This window comes from Burkholderia sp. MSHR3999, assembly GCF_000833595.1.
In the GTDB taxonomy this organism is placed as follows: domain Bacteria; phylum Pseudomonadota; class Gammaproteobacteria; order Burkholderiales; family Burkholderiaceae; genus Burkholderia; species Burkholderia ubonensis.
The window spans coordinates 318,261-336,924 of the sequence record NZ_JRFO01000007.1; the positions used below are offsets into that span (position 1 = coordinate 318,261).

Annotated in this window: 13 protein-coding genes; 10 read left to right on the forward strand and 3 right to left on the reverse strand. The window is 66.6% G+C overall.

Annotated elements, in window-relative coordinates; translation table 11 throughout:
- Positions 1–8: 8 nt before the first annotated feature.
- Positions 9–1,388 carry an FAD-containing oxidoreductase gene (locus tag KY49_RS25025; RefSeq protein ID WP_042587154.1) on the reverse strand — a complete coding sequence of 460 codons (1,380 nt, stop codon included), beginning with the start codon at positions 1,386–1,388 and terminating at the stop codon, positions 9–11.
- A 335-nt stretch (positions 1,389–1,723) separates the two neighbouring features.
- Positions 1,724–2,926: a DUF1444 family protein gene (locus tag KY49_RS25030; protein WP_042587155.1), complete on the reverse strand. Its 1,203-nt coding sequence runs from the start codon at positions 2,924–2,926 to the stop codon at positions 1,724–1,726.
- 255 nt (positions 2,927–3,181) lie between these two features.
- On the opposite strand from KY49_RS25030, the gene KY49_RS25035 reads away from it, so the two are divergent.
- Genes KY49_RS25035 through KY49_RS25050 form a run of 4 tightly spaced genes read left to right on the forward strand, consistent with a single transcriptional unit; the run spans position 3,182 to position 8,027 of the window.
- Positions 3,182–3,949 (forward strand): DUF3348 domain-containing protein, encoded by a 768-nt coding sequence (locus KY49_RS25035; RefSeq protein WP_042587156.1) that lies wholly within the window; start codon positions 3,182–3,184, stop codon positions 3,947–3,949.
- A gap of 9 nt (positions 3,950–3,958) precedes the next feature.
- Positions 3,959–6,766, forward strand: coding sequence for a DUF802 domain-containing protein (locus KY49_RS25040; RefSeq protein WP_042587157.1), 2,808 nt, complete (start codon positions 3,959–3,961; stop codon positions 6,764–6,766).
- 3 nt (positions 6,767–6,769) lie between these two features.
- Entirely contained in the window at positions 6,770–7,417 is a 648-nt protein-coding gene (locus KY49_RS25045; protein ID WP_042587158.1) for an OmpA family protein, read from the forward strand.
- A complete protein-coding gene (locus KY49_RS25050) occupies positions 7,407–8,027 on the forward strand; it encodes a DUF2894 domain-containing protein (RefSeq protein ID WP_156162605.1) in 621 nt (206 codons plus the stop codon). Before KY49_RS25045 ends, KY49_RS25050 begins: the two co-directional genes overlap by 11 nt.
- 25 nt (positions 8,028–8,052) lie before the next feature.
- On the opposite strand, the gene KY49_RS25055 is transcribed toward KY49_RS25050, so the two are convergent.
- Positions 8,053–8,625, reverse strand: a complete 573-nt coding sequence (locus KY49_RS25055; protein WP_042587159.1) for an NADPH-dependent FMN reductase — start codon at positions 8,623–8,625, stop codon at positions 8,053–8,055.
- 467 nt (positions 8,626–9,092) lie between these two features.
- Between KY49_RS25055 and KY49_RS25060 the strand changes: the two genes are divergently transcribed.
- From KY49_RS25060 to KY49_RS37670, 6 genes are all read left to right on the forward strand, one after another.
- Entirely contained in the window at positions 9,093–11,933 is a 2,841-nt protein-coding gene (locus tag KY49_RS25060) for a type VI secretion system Vgr family protein (protein ID WP_042587160.1), read from the forward strand.
- Complete coding sequence (locus KY49_RS25065; RefSeq protein WP_231130510.1) at positions 11,905–12,468, forward strand: hypothetical protein; 564 nt, start codon at positions 11,905–11,907, stop codon at positions 12,466–12,468. Before KY49_RS25060 ends, KY49_RS25065 begins: the two co-directional genes overlap by 29 nt.
- A gap of 108 nt (positions 12,469–12,576) precedes the next feature.
- Positions 12,577–13,023, forward strand: a complete 447-nt coding sequence (locus KY49_RS25070) for a hypothetical protein (RefSeq protein WP_042587162.1) — start codon at positions 12,577–12,579, stop codon at positions 13,021–13,023.
- Between the two features lie 191 nt (positions 13,024–13,214).
- Entirely contained in the window at positions 13,215–13,688 is a 474-nt protein-coding gene (locus KY49_RS25075) for a DUF1795 domain-containing protein (protein WP_042587163.1), read from the forward strand.
- 15 nt (positions 13,689–13,703) lie between these two features.
- Entirely contained in the window at positions 13,704–17,972 is a 4,269-nt protein-coding gene (locus KY49_RS25080) for an RHS repeat-associated core domain-containing protein (RefSeq protein WP_042587164.1), read from the forward strand.
- Entirely contained in the window at positions 17,972–18,598 is a 627-nt protein-coding gene (locus KY49_RS37670; RefSeq protein ID WP_156162606.1) for an Imm43 family immunity protein, read from the forward strand. The genes KY49_RS25080 and KY49_RS37670 overlap by 1 nt, the downstream gene beginning before the upstream one ends.
- Positions 18,599–18,664: the final 66 nt, after the last annotated feature.

An 18,664-nucleotide genomic window follows, 5' to 3' on the forward strand; every position in this document is an offset into this window, starting at 1 on the left:
CGCGAATTCTAACCGGGCGGGCGCAGATCCTGCAGCAACGTCGGCACCAGCTCCGACACCGTCGGATGAATGTGCATCGCGCGGCTGATCGTCGTGTACGGCGCGTTCGCGGCCATCACGTCGAGCAGCGCATGCACGACTTCGTCGCCCGTCACGCCGAGAATCGACGCGCCCAGGATCGCGTGGCTGTCCGCGTCGACGATCACCTTCATGAAGCCCTGGCTCTCGCCTTTCTCGACCGCGCGCCCGACGCGCGTCATCGGCCGCGTGCCGACCAGCAGCCGGCGTCCCGTCTGCATCGCGTCGGCTTGCGTCATCCCGACGCGGCCGAGCGGCGGGTCGATGAACATCGCGTATGCGGGGATGCGGTCCGACACCTTGCGCGGATCGTTGTCGAGCAGGTTGGCCGCGACGATCTCGTAGTCGTTGTAGGACGTATGCGTGAATGCGCCGCGCCCGTTGCAGTCGCCCAGCGCCCAGATCCCGGGCACGTTCGTGCGCAGCTGCTCGTCGACCTCGATGTAGCCGTGCGCGTCGGTCGCGACGCCGGCGTGCGCGAGCCCGAGATCGTCGGTGTTCGGCACGCGTCCGACGGCGAGCAGCAGATGCGAGCCCGCGACCTCGCGCGCGCCGGACGCGCAGTCGAGCCCGACGACGACGCGGTGCCCGTCGCGCCGCGCGCTCAGGCAGTTCGCGTCGAGCTGCACGTCGATGCCTTCGGCTTCGAGGATCTCCCGCACTGCGTGCGACACGTCCTCGTCCTCGCGGTGGATCAGGCGCGGGCCTTTCTCGACGATCGTCACGCGCGAGCCGAAGCGCCGGTACATCTGGCCGAATTCGAGCCCGACGTAGCTGCCGCCGACGACGATCAGGTGCTCCGGCAGGAAATCGACGTCCATCATCGTCGAGTTGGTGAGATAGGGCACCTGGTCGAGGCCGGGCATCGGCGGCACCAGCGCGCGCCCGCCGACGTTGACGAAGATCCGCTCCGCCTGCAGCAGCGCGTCGCCGACGCGCACCGTGCGGGCGCTTTCGAAGCGCGCGTGGCCCTGCAGCACCGTCGCGCGTTCCAGCCCGCGCACCCACTGCTCGACGCCGTGGCTGGAGCGCGCGGAGATTTCGTCCTTGCGCGCCTTCACGCGCGGCATGTCGACCGTGACCGGTCCGCCGACCGTCACGCCGTATTCGCCGGCCCGCCGCGCGAGATGCGCGGCATACGCGCTCGCGATCAGCGTCTTGGTGGGAATGCAGCCGGTGTTCACGCAGGTGCCGCCGAACCGGCCCCGCTCGACGATGGCGACGCTCATGCCCGCGCCGGACAGCCGGGCGGCGAGCGGCGGGCCTGCCTGCCCGGTGCCGATGATGATCGCGTCGAAGTGCTGGGTCATGGCATTCTCCTTCGCTGCTGCGGGGTGGGCCGGGGCCGCGTGCACGGCCTGCGCGTCCGCCTATGGTAGACCTGCCGGCGGGGGCTCGCGAGCGGTTCGGGCGCGCGGCGCGCCCCTGCCGGCGTAGCGGGAAGCGTGCCAGAATCGCCGTTCGGCCCGTTCATCGCGGGCCGGCCGGGCTCCGGCGGGCGGGGCCGCTATTTCGAGGAGACACGGATGACCGCAATGACCGCCGTTTTCGGCATTCTGGTCGCGCTATGGCTTGGCTAAACGGCGCTCCTTGCCCTACGAGCGATTTCGGGCATTCGCATGTGCGTTCCGTATGTAAACAGACCCTATGGCTTCGGGTATTTCTCCATCAGCGCCCGGAACCGCGCCTCATCCGGGAAGGCCTTCACTTCGTAGCGCACCGGGCGATGCGCGGTGGCCGTCATCAGGTCGCCGCAGAGGCGCAGCAGCTCGGCCATCGGCACGGTGGCGGACTGCTGTGTCCGAGGCCGGAACAGCATGACGCTGTCGGTGTCGGGCAGCAGCGAATGCACGCCTTCGGTCCACACGCTCATGCTGAACAATTCGCCGGTCGGCCGCCGGTACGTGCTGTACTGCGCGACGAACACGTCGAGCCCGTCGCGCGCGTGGGCCTCGTCCATCAGGGCCTGCTGGTCGCGGTAATCGCCGGCGAGATCGCTGACCCACAATTGCTGCAGCCGCGCTGCGAACCCTTCCGGCACGAACCGCTGCCAGGCCGCGCCGTCCCAGCGGAGCATCAGCGGCGGCAGCGGGCGCGGCTGCGCGAACGCCCGTTCGGCCACCTGCAGCATCGTGTCGAACCCTGCCGGATTGCGATCGCCGGTGAGCAGCAGCACGGCCCGGTTCGGCGCCATGACGACCGGCGCGCCGGCGATCGGCTGCCGGTACAGCAGGTCGGTCAGCAGCAGCCGCGACGCATCGTAGTAGTCGCCGAACTGCGCCAGGAACACGCCGTTCTGCAACGCCAGCCACGGGCGGGACGATTCGGCGCGCAGGTTGTCGATCGCGATGTCGTAGGCCTCGTCGAACGTGATCCCCCATTCCTGCAGCTTGGTCGTCGTCAGCCGCGACACGCTGAACTCGCTGTCGTACGCGATGCCGATCTCGAGGTTCCCGCACAGCGGCCGGAACGTGAGCTCCGGGCGGGTTGCCATCTGCAGATGGATCTCGCCGCGCTCGGACGTGCTCCGGATCACCGGACGCAGCTGCGCTTTCGCGTCCGCCAGGCGCGACGGAATGGCGTGCCCGACCACGGCGCTCGCCTGGTGCTTCAGCGTCGCGTGCCGGTCGGCCGGCTTCGCGCCGGCGTATTCCCGAAACAGGTTGTGCAGGTTGACGACGTTCGACGGGGCGTCCGGCTGCACGAGGCGGCTCTTCTCGCTTTCGTAGATCCACGCGCGCGTGTCGCCGGCTGCGCGCAGCGCGGCCATCAGCCGTTCGGCGAAGATCTGTTGGGTGGGCGGCTTGCGGAAGCGGTCGAGGAGGCGCGTGACGAAATCGGTGAGCATCGTGTGTGAGCGGGTCGGGTTTGCGTCCGTCGACGCGCACCGGCGAAGAAGTGGCAGCGGAGCGGGCCCGCTGCACAGTGATATCGGCCGGCTGCGCGAATTTCTTGAAGGCCGGGGGCGGCCGATCGCGCTGCCGGCCTTGTCCGGCGGGCGTTCGCGCCGCCGCGCCCGCTCCGGCGGCCGGCTCGCCGACCGCAATCCGGCGGCCGACCGGCCCGCGACGTGTAAACTGCTGCCTTTTTTGACGGTAGCAGCATGGTGCAAGCCCCCCAGCGCACGGCATTGAGCGGCCCGACGCTCGTTCGCCTGCTCGCGCGGCTGGCGGACGCCGACGTGCCCGAATCCCGGCAGACGCTCGCGGACCGGCTGAGCCAATGGCTCGGCTGGACGGATGCGATTTCGCTGTCCTCGGCGCTGAACGGCAGTCCGCCCGCGGTCGCGGCCGGCGGCGCGCGCCCGGCCGGCGGCGACGCGGAGCGCGAATGCGCGCGCGTGCGCCACGCGCTGGCGCAGGCGATGATGGTTGCCCGCCCGGCCGCCGCGAGCCGCCGCAACGGTGCGCGGCAGGCGCCGCCGGCAGGCGAGACGGCCGATTGCGCGGACTATGCGGATTTCCGGCAGCGCTATCTGACCCTGCAGCAGGAGATGGAAACGGCGATCGGCAACCTGCGCGGCCGCTTGCGCGTCGCGCTGGCGGCGCGCACGCCCGGCATGGCGCGGCTCGCGACGCTCGACGCGATCATGGAGCGGGTGCTCGGCGCGCGCGAACGCAGCCTGCTGGCCACCGTGCCGGGGCTGCTCGGCGCGCACTTCGAGCGGCTGCGCGCGGCGGAGCAGCAGGCGCTTGCCGATGCGCAAGACCCGGAACGTCCGGAAAACCCGCAACACCCCGAGCATCCGGCCGTCACGCCCGGCGCATGGCTGGACGTGTTCTGCAAGGACATGCAGAGCGTGCTGCTCGCCGAACTCGAAATCCGGTTTCAAACGGTGGATGGGCTGCTCGCGGCCCTTCGCGCCAGCTAAGAAGAAGTTATGTCCAGAATTCGCATTGATCTCGTTGTATTTATGGCCGGCCTCGTCGCGGTGTGCTGGATCGGCGCCGGTTATGTCGCATCGAATCCGCCGGCGGCGGCCGTCACGCTGCTGATCGCCGCGTGCTATCTCGCGGGCGCAGCCGAACTGCTGCGCTACCGCCAGGCGACCGCGACGCTCGCCGGCGCCGTCAACGGCCTGTCCGGGCCGCCGCCGGCGCTCGACGCGTGGCTCGACACGCTGCACCCGAGCCTGCGCGGCGCGGTCCGCGCGCGCATCGAGGGCGCCCGCGCGGCGCTGCCGGGACCGTCGCTGACGCCGTACCTGGTCGGCCTGCTCGTGCTGCTGGGGATGCTCGGCACGCTGCTCGGGATGGTCGTGACGCTGAAGGGCACCGGCGCCGCGCTGGAAAGCGCGACCGATCTCGACGCGATCCGCGCGTCGCTGATCGCGCCGGTCAAGGGCCTCGGGTATGCGTTCGGCACGTCGATCGCCGGCGTCGCGACCTCGGCGATGCTCGGGCTGCTGTCCGCGCTGGTGCGCCGCGATCGGCTCGACGCGTCGCAGCAGCTCGACGCGAAGATCGCGACGACGCTGCGGGTGCATTCGCACGCGCATCAGCGCGAGGAATCGTTCCGGCTCCTGCAGAAGCAGGCCGACGTGATGCCGGCGCTGGTCGAGCGGCTGCAGACGATGATGACCGCGATCGACGCGCGCAGCGCGGCGCTGCACGAACAGCAGATCGCGAGCCAGCAGGCGTTCTTCGACCGGACGGAGCAGGCTTATGCGCGGCTCGCGTCGTCGGTCGGCCAGTCGCTGCAGGACAGCGCCGCCGAGAGCGCGCGCGTGGCCGGCGCGGCGCTGCAGCCGGTGATGGAAACGACGATGGCCGGGCTCGCACGCGAAATGACCGCGCTGCGCGACGCCGTCACGCACGCGGTCGAGCGGCAGCTGGACGGCCTGTCGAGCGGCTTCGAGGCGACCACCGCCAACGTGACCGGCATCTGGAACCGCGCGCTCGACGAGCATCGGCGCTCGAGCGAGGCCGCGGCCGGCCATCTGCATGCCGCGCTCGGACAGTTCACAGATACGTTCGCGCAGCGCTCGACCGATCTGCTCGACGGCGTCGCGACGCGCCTCGAAGCGACCGAGCAGCGCATGGCCGACGGCTGGCAGCACGCGCTCGCGCGGCAGGAGCAGGTCGGCGAGACGCTGGCCGGCCACAACGCGCGCGCGCTGGAGGCCGCCGCCGCGACGTTTGAGCAGCATTCGGCGTCGCTGCTGCGCACGATCGGCGAGTCGCACACGAGGCTGCAGGGCGAGCTCGCGTCGCGCGATGAACAGCGGCTGGCCGCGTGGTGCGAATCGCTCGCGGCGATGGCCGCCGCGATGCGCGACGACCTCGCGCAGACGAGCGCACATCACGTGAGCCGCCAGCAGGCGATCTGCGACGCGCTCGCGAAAACGGCGACCGACATCGGCACGCAGACGTCGATGTTCGAACAGCATTCGGCGTCGCTGCTGAATACGATGCGCGAATCGCACGCGAATCTGCAAACCGAACTGGCTTCGCGTGACGAACAGCGTCTCGCGACATGGAGCGCTTCGCTTGCGGAGATGGCGGCGAAGCTGAGCGACGAGTGGGCGCAAACGAGTGCGAGCCACATGGGTCGCCAACAGGCGATCTGCGATGCGCTCGCTCAAACGGCAGCCGACATCGGCACGCAGACCACGACGTTCGAACAGCATTCGGCATCGCTGCTGAACACGATGCGTGAGTCGCACGCGAATCTGCAAACCGAACTGGCTTCGCGCGACGAACAGCGTCTCGCGGCATGGAGCGCTTCGCTTGCAGAGATGGCGGCAAAGTTGAGCGACGAGTGGGCGCAAACGAGTGCGAGCCACATGGGTCGCCAACAGGCGATCTGCGATGCGCTCGCGCAAACGGCAACCGACATCGGCGCACAGACTACGACGTTCGAACAGCATTCGGCATCGCTGCTGAATACGATGCGCGACTCGCACGCGAACCTGCAGACCGAACTGGCGTCGCGCGACGAACAGCGTCTCGCGGCATGGAGCGCTTCGCTTGCAGAGATGGCGGCAAAGTTGAGCGACGAGTGGGCGCAGACGAGCGCCCAGGCCGCGAGCCGCCAGCAGGACATCTGCGACACGCTCGCCCGTACCGCGAACGACATCACCGCGCAGGCGCAGGCGCACGCAAGCGACACGATCGCCGAGATTTCCCGGCTCGTGCAGGCCGCGTCGGAGGCGCCGAAGGCCGCGGCCGAGGTCGTCGCCGAGCTGCGCCAGCGCCTGTCCGACAGCATGGTGCGCGACACCGCGATGCTCGACGAGCGCAGCCGCCTGCTGGCCACGCTGGAGACGCTGCTCGACGCGGTCAATCACGCGTCGACTGAACAGCGCGGCGCGGTCGACGCGCTCGTGCGCACGTCGGCCGACCTGCTGGATCGCGTCGGCGCGCGCTTCAACGATACGGTCGATGCCGAAACCCGCAAGCTCGATGCGGTGGCCGCGCAGGTCACCGCGGGCGCCGTCGAGGTCGCGAGCCTCGGCGACGCGTTCGGGATGGCCGTGCAGGTGTTCGGCGAATCGAACGACAAGCTGCTGAGCCATCTGCAGCGCATCGAGGCCGCGCTGGAGAAATCGCTCGCGCGCAGCGACGAGCAGCTCGAATACTACGTCGCGCAGGCGCGGGAAGTGATCGACCTGAGCATGATGTCGCAGAAGCAGATCGTCGAAGACCTGCAGCAGCTCGCCGGCCGGCGCGCGTCCGTCGGAGCGTAACGCATGCACGACGAAATCGACGGCGGCGCGCAATCGGCGCCGGTCTGGCCCGCCTTCGCCGACCTGATGTCGGTGCTGCTCGGCGCGTTCGTGCTGATCCTCGTCGGCGTGATCGGCATGCAGTTGCAGCTCACCTCGAAGCTCGAGGAGGCGATCAAGCAGCGCCAGCAGGAAGCGCAGCAGCGCAAGACGCTCGAACAGGCGCTCGCGGGACCGCTCGCGGCCGGCCGCGTGACGCTCGTGAACGGACGCATCGGCATCGCCGGCAACGTGCTGTTCGCGCTGAACTCCGACCAGTTGCAGCCTGAAGGGAAGGCGCTGCTGAAGACGCTGGCCGGCCCGCTGTCCGCGTATCTGAAGACGCGCGACGAGATCCTGATGGTCAGCGGCTTCGCCGACGATCAGCAGGTGCACGCCGGCAACCGCCTGTTCGCGGACAACTGGGAGCTGTCGGCGAAGCGCGCGCTGACCGTGACGCGCGCGTTCATCGACGCGGGCGTGCCCGCAGCGTCGGTGTTCGCGGCCGCATTCGGCTCCGAGCAGCCGGTCAGCTCGAATGCGGACGACGCCGGACGCGCGAAGAACCGCCGCGTCGAGATCGCGCCGGTGCCGCGCAAGTCGGCGTCGAACGGTGGCCGCCGTGAACCGTGACGCGACGCGCGCCCGCGCGATGCTCGATGCGTGGCGCGCATCCGGCGCCGATCGGCTGGACCCGGTGCGCTTTCATCGGATCGACGCACTGGAGCGGCGTGCTGCGGGCCATGACGGCGATGCGCGACGCCTGCTGGATGCGCGGCTCGACGCGCTGCTGGCCGGCTATGCCGACGACGTCGAGCGCGCCGGCGCGCACGCGGACGACTCGAACGAACCAGACGACGTCGCGCAGGCGAGGCCGGCGAGCGGCGCGCTCGCGGGGCTGGTGACGCACATCGCGCGCGATGCACAGGCGGACCGGGCCGGGATCGACCCGGCGCTGATCGACTATTTCAGGGAAACCTGGTCGAAGGTCCGCACCGAGAAGCAGTATCGTCAGGCGCTCGACCAGGTGCCGCGCAATGCCGGCCCGCTCAATTCGAGCAGCCTCGTGCACCGGTCGCTGTCGCTGATGCGCGACCTGTCGCCCGGGTATCTTCAGCAATTCCTGTCGTATGTGGACGCACTGGCGTGGCTCGAAGACCTCGCCGGCGGCGGCGCGCAGGCGGAAAAGGAAGCGCCGCGCGCGAAGGGCGCGAAGAAGGGCGCGCGGAGCAAGGCGCGGTAGCGCGCGGCGGCGTGCCGCGGGGCGCTCAGCCCGGCGCGACCGGCCGCAGGATCGCCGCGCGCAATGCGTGCAACGCGCGCGCCAGCGCGTCGGCGAACGGCGGATGCGCGGCGATGCCCGCCGCGTCGAGCCGGCTGCCGAGGATCGGGAGCGCGATCGAGGCCTCGTCCACGACGCGAGCGGACATCACCGACAGCGTTTCCTTCAGCGCCGCGTCGGCGTGCGTCGCGCGCGGCGACGCGTTGAGCACCGCCACCGGCTTGTGCACGAATGCTTCGCACCCGACCACCCAGTCCAGCGCGTTCTTCATCACGCTGGTCACGCCGTGCGCATACTCCGGACTTGCGATCAGCACGCCGTCGGCCGCGTTCATCCGGTCGATGAAGTCGCGAACCGGTTCGGGCGTCGGGTGCTCGACGTCGGGATTGAAGAGCGGGAACTGTCCGAGACGCAGGAACCGGGCGACATGCATGTCCGGCGGCGCAACGGCGGCCGCGGCGTCGAGCAGCGCCGCGTTGCAGGAACACGCGCGGAGGCTGCCGCACAACGCGACGATCTCCATGCGCGGGGAAGTTGAGGTTCGAAGTTCGATCGGCATCGGTGAGCGCCGGGAGGGCGGCGAAGGCAGGCTGCGTTGGGTTGGAACCGGGCGGATTATCGCATCGGGGCGGCGGGATGACTGCTCGAGCAGCGAACCATCATTTCCGAATCATCGATAAATCGCGCGTGAGCCGTCGAATTGAATCGAATCGATTCCGAATGCGCGATGTCGTGAATCGGTAAATATGACTTTGATGCTGACTGCATTTTGATTTCGATCGGTATTTATCTTCCGATTGATTTGGCCATGACGCCGGCGGCATCCCGGAACCGGTTTCCCGAACCGGGTTCGATCGGCTTGCGAATCTCCGCGGCGATTTAAAAGAGCGTCAAAAGCTTGCGGATGCTTATGAATTTCCTTTCGATTTGTTATATTTGGCGGCGCGTTCGGCGGCTGAGAGACCGTGACAAACGGGCGCGTCGCGGGTCAGGCATTCGCCCCGCCCGATAACAAAGAGGTTAATCATGAGTTTCGCGGAAAACAGGGGCGCGGGCGGGATTGCCGGCGGCGCCGTCCCGGCCTCGGCGGGCGGGCTGGCGAGTCTGGGTTCGATTGCCGGCATGGCGGGGCAGCTCGGCGCGCTGACCGGCATGCCGGGCGCGGGGTTGCTCGGCGGCGCGGCGAGCGCCGTCCGGCTCGCGCAGACCGGGATGGCGATGCTGGGCAAGACCCCCGAATCGATCGCCGACGCGATCAACGGCCTGGCGGGCGCGCGCCCGCAACTGACCCAGGAAAACCGCTACGTCACGCTCGAAACGCCGCTGGGCGACGACGTGCTGCTCGTCAACGCCGCCGTGATCGACGAGCACGTCAACCAGCTGCCGGAGATCCATCTCGACCTGCTGTCCCACCGGAACAACATCGGGCCCGAGCAGATCGTCGGCCAGCGCGTGAAGATCGTGCTGGACCCACAGAGCAAGAATTTCAGCCTGACGAAGATCGTGGCCGCGTCCACCGAGACCGACGAGCGCCGCTACTTCGACGGCTATGTCGCGTCGTTCGGCAAGGTCGGCAACTCCGGCACGGTCACGCGCTACGAGATGTCGGTCGTGCCGTGGCTCTGGTTCCTCACGCGCTCGACGGACTGCCGGATCTTCCAGAACCAGACGCCGCAGGACCTGCTGCGCGGGATCTTCCAGGAAATGGGCTTCGCGGATTTCGAATTCGACATCCGCGGCAAGCAGTCGCCGCTCGAATACATCGTGATGTACGACGAGTCGTACTACCACTTCTGTGCGCGGCTGATGGAGCAGGAAGGGCTCGTCTGGACGTTCCGCTTCGAGAAGGACAAGCATGTCCTCGTGATCGGCGACAGCAATTCGCTGTTCCGTCCGATCCCGCAAGCCGAGACGATCTCGTACTACGCCGACAGCGCGGCCAGCGAACTGAACGGCATCGATCGCTGGGACGAGGCGTTCAGCTTCCGGGTCGGCAAGATCACGTTCCGCGACTTCAACTACAACCAGCCGTCGTCGTCGTTGATGCACGTCGAGGTGCCGACCGTCAACCTCAAGCACGACAACATTCAGGCGACCGAACGTTATCAGTTCCACTCGCTGTACGACCACGGCGAGGACGGCGAGCGCTACGCGCGCTATGCGATGGAAGCCGAAGAGGCGCAGGCGCGGCGGTTCAACGGCGGCGGCTATGCGCGAGGGATGACGACGAACGGGCGCTTCACGCTCGTCAACCACGCGTCGTCGTCCTACAACGGCAAGGAGTTCGTGATCCTGCGCGTGCGCCATCAGGCGGTCAACGACTACACGCGCCAGGGCGCCGAGCTGCCGTATCGCAACACGTTCACGTGTCTGCCGTTCGACATTCCGTTCCGGCCGGAACGGCGTACCCGCAAGCCGTCCATGCACGGCACGCAGTCGGCGATCGTGGTCGGGCCGAAGGGCGAGGAAATCCATACCGACGGCAGCCGCGTGAAGCTGCATTTCCTGTGGGATCGCCGCGGCAAGCGCGACGGCTCCGATTCGATGTGGGTGCGCGTGTCGCAGCCGTGGGCCGGCAAGGGCTGGGGCGGCTCCGCGATTCCCCGCATCGGGCAGGAGGTGATCGTCGCGTTCAACGAGGGCGATCCGGACAACCCGGTCGTCGTCGGCCGCGTATTCAACGGCGAATCGGGCAACCCGTATCACGGCACCGGCGGCCAGACGATGGGTCTCAAGAGCCAGACGCACAAGGGGCAGGGCTCGAACGAGCTGCGATTCTCCGACGTGGATGGTGCGCAGGAGTTCTTCATGCATGCGCAGAAGGACATGAACACCGTCGTCAAGGACAACGAGTCGCATACGGTCGAAGGCGGCGCGCGGAAGGTGTCGGTGCTGAAGGGGGATGAGACGAAGCATGTGGCGCAGGGCAACATGACCGAGATGGTCGCGCTCACGCGATCGTCGACCGCCAACGTGATCAACACCAACGCGGTCGCGAGCAAGGCCGGCCCCGGCATGCAGAGCCATCTGGCGAGCGACGGCATCGAGCATCGCGTCGGCGACAGCGTCGTGATCCTGACGCAAGGCAGCATCACGCTGACGCACGGGGCGTCCACGATTCGCATCGACGCGAGCGGCATCTACATCGACGGTCCGGTCATTCACTTGAACCAGGGCGCGTCGTCGGGGCCGTCGGCGCCGGCAGCGAGCGGGGCCGGTGGCGCAGCTTCTGCCGCGGCGGAGGGCGGAGCGGCGGGCGCGGGCGCAGGTGCGGCCGGTGCCGGCGCGGCTGCGGGATCGGCCGCGCCCCCGGTGGAGACGGGGCTCGGTCACGACGTCGACCAGCTTGCCGCGAAATCGCCGGGTCTGCAGGCTGACCTGAAGAAGCTCCAGGACGAAGGTTGGTCATTCGATTATGGCGCGCCGGGCGGCGGTTCGTTTGCGGATCGCCGCAACAAGACCGTCACGTTCGACGGCAACCTCAAGGGCAAGGTAGCGGAAACCACGCAAACCCTGGCGCACGAAGCAGGCCACGCGACCTACGGGTTCACGCCGGACTATTCGTCGAAAACTGCGTACGTCAATGGCACACTGGCGGACGAAGGCGCGGCGACGCTGAACAACATCAAGGCCCGGCGCGAAATTCTCGCGAACGGCGGCGCGGATATCGGCATTGCCGGCAACAGTGCCAACCACGCGGCGTACAACAAGGCATACGACCAGTTCCTGAAGGACGGCAACGCCGACGCCGCCCGGCAGGCGATCGGCGCGCAATTCGGCAGGGGCGAAATCACGTCGAACACGAAGCAACCTTATGCAGAATATTACGGAGGCTGGTATGACAACAATTTCCCGCCCAAGAAATAACTTGCGACGGGTTCTGATGACGCTTGGCGTGGTGATCTGGCTTGCAGGATGCAGCCAGGCCGATGGAAAAAACGTACAGGATTCACACATGACGCAATCAAAGATGACCCTGTGGCAAGCGATCGACGCGCTGGCGCAGCAGGTCCCGTTCTCGAAGGCCAGGATCGAACAGACGCTGCCGACCCGCTTGACCGAGATCGATCGGGAGGGGAACAAGGTGTTCCACTTCTTCAAGAGCACGCCGGTCACGCTGTCGGACGGCGTGGTCATCGAGAACGTGGATTTGCGCATCAAGCGCCAGGGCGAGCACCCGGGATTCATGGTGCTGCGGCTGGGCGGCACGTGCGTCGGACTCGATGCCGTGCGTGGACGCTACAGTCACCTCGAAATCGTCGACGTTCCGCGCGGTCGTTCGCTCGACGAATCCACGACGCATGCGGAGAAGCTGCCCTGGGGGGAACTGGCGTTCGGCTTCCTGGAGCGCAATCCCGGCTGTCTTGCCTTCGTCGCGTTCGATCCCAAAAAGCAAGACTGAGTCCGGCGCGCCGTGAATAACTTGCGACGGGTTCTGACGACGCTTGGCGTGGTGATCTGGCTTTCCGGATGCAGCCGGGCCAATGGAAAAGACGTACAGGATTCACGCATGACGCAATCAAGGATGACCCTGTGGCAGGCGATCGACGCGCTGGCGCAGCAGGTCCCGTTCTCGAAGGCCAAGGTCGAACATGCGCTGTCGACCCGGTTGACCGAGACCGACGAAGGGGGGAATGACGTGTTCCAGTTCTTCAATAGCACGCCTGTCACGCTGACGGACGGCGTGGTCATCAAGAACGTGGACTTGCGCGTCAAGCGGCAGGGCGCGCATCCGGGTTTCATGGTGCTGGAGCTGGGCGGGCCGTGCGTCGGACTCGATGCGGTGCGCGCACGCTACAGCCACCTCGAAATCACCGACGTGCCGCGCGGCCGGTCGCTCGATGAGGCAACGACGCATTCGGGGCAGTTACCCTGGGGGCAGCTGTCGTTCGGCTTCGAGGAGCGCAATCCCGCCTGTCTCGCTTCCGTCTCGTTCAAGCCCAAAAAGCAAGACTGAGTCCGGCGCTCCCTGCGGTGTTCCGTGCTGCGACGCGAGGCACGGACACCGGCAGCACAGGGCATTCACGCATCGCACGGCCGAAGCTGCCACGGCGGCTGGCAAATTGACGCACTGACGATAGCGTCCGCCTTTCCTGACCGGCCGGCTCCAAGATCGATTCAACCATCGAAGTTCATCGGATAACCAGCATGACCGATCCAGACAACCGCATCCGCATTCACGAAGGCAGCATCACGCTGCCTGACGGATTCGAGGACCGCACCACCAACCTGTTCGTGCCGGCCGATCCGGCGAACCAGCCGAACCTGAGCGTCGCGCGCGACTGGCTGAAGGACGGCGAGACGCTCGCGCCGTACGTCGACCGACAGCTCGCGCTGCTCAAGTCGCGGCTGCAGGGGCACAAGCTGATCGCGCGGCAAGCAGAAAGGCTCGGCCCGGATGACCACCGGGCGCTCGCCGGCGAGCGCATCGACGCGAGCCACCGCAACGGCACGCGCGTCGTGTTCCAGCGGCAGGCGGCATTCATCGTTGCGCCGGGGCGCGTGCTGATCTTTACCGCATCGAGCGCCAGGGCCTTCAACGACGAACTGGACGCGTCGTGGCGCGCATGGCTCGACGGCTATCGGCCTGCGGACGAAACCGGCGAAGCCGGGCTGGCCTGACGAGGAACGCACGCCATGTTCGAGGCCGCACGCGTCACCGATCCGATCGAGCACACCAGCGCGCTCGCGGGTTTCCTGATCGGCGCCGTCATCGGCGTCGCGTTGATCGCCGCGGTCGCGTTCGCGACCTTCACGTGCGGCTTCGGCGTGGCGTTGCTGGCGGGCCTGGTTGCCGGCGTCGGAGCCAGCGCGATCCTGTCGCTAGGAGAGGCGATAGGGAAGATGTTCAGTTCTCCGTCCGGTGCGATCGTCACCGGCTCCGCCAATGTCTTCATCAACGGCAAGCCCGCCGCGTACGCCACGCTGAGCGGCACGGCTTGCGACAAGCACAATCCGGTGCCGCTCGTCGCGCAGGGATCGACCAACGTCTTCATCAACGGGCGGCCCGCCGCGCGCAAGGACGACAAGATCACGTGCGGCGCGGCGATCGGCGACGGCTCGCACGATACGTTCATTCACGGCGGCACGGAAACCTACCTGCCGGTGGACGACGAGGTGCCGCCGTGGCTCCGTACCACGGTCGACTGGGCACTCGCGCTGGCCGGGCTGGTTGGCGGCCTCGCCGGCCTCGTGAAGGCTGCCGGCGGATTGTCGCGCGCGGTCCTGCCGTGCGCGGCGAAGTTCATCGGCGGCTTCGTGCTCGGAGAGGCCGTGGGGCGCTACGTGGCCGGGCCCGCGATCAATCGCGCGATCGGCGGGATGTTCGGCAATCCTGTCGACGTCACGACCGGGCGCAAGATCCTGCTCGCCGAATCGGAAACCGATTACGTCATTCCGGCTCCGCTGCCGGTCGCGATCAAGCGCTTCTATTCGAGCGGCCTCGACCACGTCGGCACGCTCGGCCGCGGCTGGGTGCTGCCGTGGGACCTGCGGCTGCAGGCGCGCGACGGGCGGCTCTGGTACACGGACGCGCAAGGGCGCGAAAGCGGGTTTCCGCTGGTTCGCAACGGGCAGTCGTCGTTCAGCGAGAGCGAGCAGCGCTATCTGACCTGCACGCCCGACGGGTGTTACGTGCTGCACGACGTCGGCGAAACGTATTACGACTTCGGGCGGCTCGATCCCGACACGGACCGGATCGCGTGGGTGCGCCGCATCGAGGACCAGGCCGGGCAGTGGACGCAGTTCGAGCGCGACAGTCAGGGGCGCGTGCGCGAGATCCTCACCTGCGGCGGCATACAGGCGGTGCTCGATTACGAGGCCGTCCACGGCCGGCTCGCAACGGTCACGCTTGTCCACGGTGACGAGCGCCGTCTCGCCGTCGCCTATGGATACGACGACAACGGTCAGATGGCGTCGGTGACGGACGCGAACGGCGCGGTCGTGCGCCGCTTTGCGTATGCCGACGGCTTGATGACGAGCCACACGAACGCGCTGGGATTCGTGTCGAGCTACAAGTGGGCGGCGATCGGCGGGCAGCCGCGCGTCGTCGCGACGCAGACCAGCGAGGGCGAGCACTGGACGTTCGAATACGATCTCGATGCGCGCGAAAGCCGCGTTCGCCATCTCGACGGACGTTCGGCGCGCTGGCGTTACGACGCGCAATTCCAGGTCGTCGAATGCACGGATCTCGACGGCGCGCAGTACCGGATCGAGTACAACGATGCCGGCATGCCGATTGCGTTCATGCTGCCTGGCGAGCGCAAGGTCGCGCTGGAATACGACGACGCGGGGCGCATCGTCGCCGAAACCGATCCGCTCGGGCGCACGACGCGCACGCGGTACGACGGCAACAGCCTGCGTCCGGTGGAAATCACCGCGCCGGACGGCGGCGTCTGGCAGGCGGAATACGACCGTCAGGGGCGCCTGCTGCTCAGCCGCGACCCGCTTGGCCGGACCAACCGGTACGAGTATCCCGACGGGCTGACGTCGCAGCCCACCGCGCATGTCGATGCGCGCGGCGGACGCAAGGCGCTGGCGTGGAACCGGCTCGGTCAGCTCGTCGCGTATACGGATTGCTCGGGGAAGACCACGCGCAGCGAGTTCGACGCGTTCGGACTGCCGGTCGCCACGGAAAACGCATTGGGGCAGCGCGTCTCGTACGCGATGCGGCCGACCGGCGAACCGGTGCGCATCGCCTATCCGGACGGCAGCGAGGAGTCCTTCGAATACGATGCGGCTGGGCTCGTCGTGCGACATGTCGGATTGGGCGGACGCATCCGGCAATCGATCCGCAATGCGCGTGGCCAGTTGCGCGAAGCGATCGATCCGGCGGGGCGCCGGCTCGTGTATCGCTACGATGCCGAAGGGCGGCTGCTCGAGCTGCTGAACGATCATGCGCGCTATGCGTTCGCCTATGACGCGGGCGGGCGTTTGCTGTCCGAAACGCGGCCGGATGGCGTGAAGCGGCGCTTTGCCTATGACGATGCCGGCGGGCTTCGGGAGCTGACGATCGTCGGTGCGGCTGACGATACGAATCGTCGTGATGCGCAGGCCGTTCGGGTGCTTCGCTTCGAGCGCGACCTGATGGGGAATCTGACGGCGCAGCACACGCCGACCGACGTGACTCGCTACGAGCGTGATGCGGGAGACCGGCTGCTTGCCGTCGAGCGGACGCCGACCGATGCGGGTGTCGCGCTCGGTATCGAGCCGGATGCGGTCAGGTTCGAATACGACAAGGGCGGGCGGCTGATTGCCGAGCATGGCGTGAACGGCACGGTCGGATACGCGCTGGACGAACTGGACAACGTGTCGACGCTGTCGTTGCCGCATGAGCAGACGCTGCAGATGCTGCGATACGGCTCGGGCCACGTGCACCAGATTCGCTGCGGCGACCAGGTGGTCAGCGATTTCGAACGGGACGACCTGCATCGCGAGATCTTGCGGACGCAAGGGCGTCTGGTCGAACGGTCGGGTTATGACTTGCTGGGACGCAAGTTGTGGCAGGCGGCCGGGTTGTCGCCTGAGACGACCGGCCGGATGCGTGGGCAGTTGTGGCGAAATTACGGCTATGACGCGGCCGGCGAGCTGACGGAGATGAGCGACAGCCTGCGGGGCAGCACGCAATACAGCTACGACCCGGCGGGGCAGTTGATGCGGCAGTACCGCACGGCGGACCGGCATCTCGAGGAATTCGCGTGGGATGCGGCCGGCAACCTGCTGGATGACGGACAACGTCGCAGCCGCGGTTACGTGGAAGGCAACCGGCTGCGGATGTGGCAGGACTTGCGGTTCGCTTATGACGCGTTCGGGAATCTTGCGACGAAACAGCAGGGGCCGAATCGGACGCAGCGGTTTGGCTACGATGGGCAGGATCGGTTGATTGCCGTGCGGACGGAAGATGCGAGCGGGGCGGTCGAAGCGCGGTTCGAGTATGACCCGCTTGGACGGCGGACGGCGAAGATCGAAACTTACTTCGATCATCGCGGCGTGGAACTGCGCGCCGAGCGCAAGCGGTTCGTGTGGGAAGGGTTGAGGCTCGCGCAGGAGATTCGCGAAACCGGCGTCAGCAGCTATGTTTACAGCCCGGATGTGCCGTATACGCCGGCGGCGCGTGTTGACGCGGTGATCGCGGATGCGGTTGCGGCAGTTGCGATCGACAAGGCGAAACATGCGGCACGGGTCTACCATTTCCATACGGATCTGGTCGGCGCGCCGCTGGAGGTGACGGACGAGGCAGGAGAGGTTGCCTGGGCCGGGCGGTATTCGGCTTGGGGGAAGGTCGATGCTGGGGATCGGCAACTGGCGGCGCCGCGTACAGAGCAGCCGTTGCGGTATGCGGGGCAGTATGCTGACGACAGTACCGGGCTGCATTACAACACGTTTCGGTTCTATGACCCGGATGTGGGGAGGTTCGTTAATCAGGATCCGATTGGGGTGCTGGGTGGTGAGAATCTGTATGCCTTTGCACCAAACGCGACTGGATGGATCGATCCGTTGGGTTGGTGCTCGACAGTTCTTGGCAAAAATATGGGAGCCCGCACCGGGGACGGCATGGCGAACCATCATCTCATCCCCGAAGAGTTGATGAAGCATCCCGATTTCGCGGCTATGTTCAAGCGCCTCCGAAGTATGGGCTTTGATGGCGACGGTGCTTCGAATGGTACGTTCTTGCCGGGCAGTTCCGGACTCGCGAAGGACATGGGGCTGCCTGGGCACTGGTCGAATCACAGTCAATACACTGCTGCTATCGAGGCCGAGCTGAAAAAGCTCAATCAGCAGTTCCTCGCTGGACGGCTCAGTGACACGCAACTCGCTCTCGGTGTCGGACGCATCCAAAATATGGCGCGAGAGGGGCTTGAGACGGGGAAGTATGTGATTGATGTAATAACTGGAAGGCTACTTTGATGGATGCTCGATTCTATGTCGTTCAATATCGTCCGGGTGAGTGTGGGTGCCCGCACTTCTTGTCGGGAGCAGTAAATCGCGACGAGTGGGAGTGGCCAATGTATGTTGGTGATCCATTCAGCGTGGCAGTGGAGCACGATTACATATATCAGCTTGCGGACTCTAAGGATTCGGTTGATTTTGATTTTTACGGAAGTCAAACGAATTTTGTGTCAGAGCGGTTTTTGCAAGTATGTGACGCGATGAAGGTTCGTTATCGTGCAATTCCATTGCGGATCACGTACGATGGTAAAGATGTTGGGGATAAGCGCTATTCGATATTTCTTCCGGCGGAACACGCTGCGTTGCTTGATCGGAGTAGTTCTGAGTTTTTGGAAGATAGGGATATGGAATCAGGGGAAATTGCTGAGAACAATCTTTTTCCCGGTACTCCAATGTACAGCTGGATCAAGCGATTCGTTCCCCGTGATGATTGTACGTCAGCCTTGTTTCGGAGTGTCGAGATAATGGAGCTTGTTTGTAATGAGAAATTCAAGGAGGCGGCGGAGCGGGCGGTGTTGAAGGGTATAGAGTTTATTCCAATCGATAGTAATTATATTTATGACCCGTGGGGCGAGGCTTCATAGGGCTGCGTTGTTGTTCACGGTTCTCCCGCTGCATTTTGTCGAGATCGATCTTCAAGGCGATGGCGA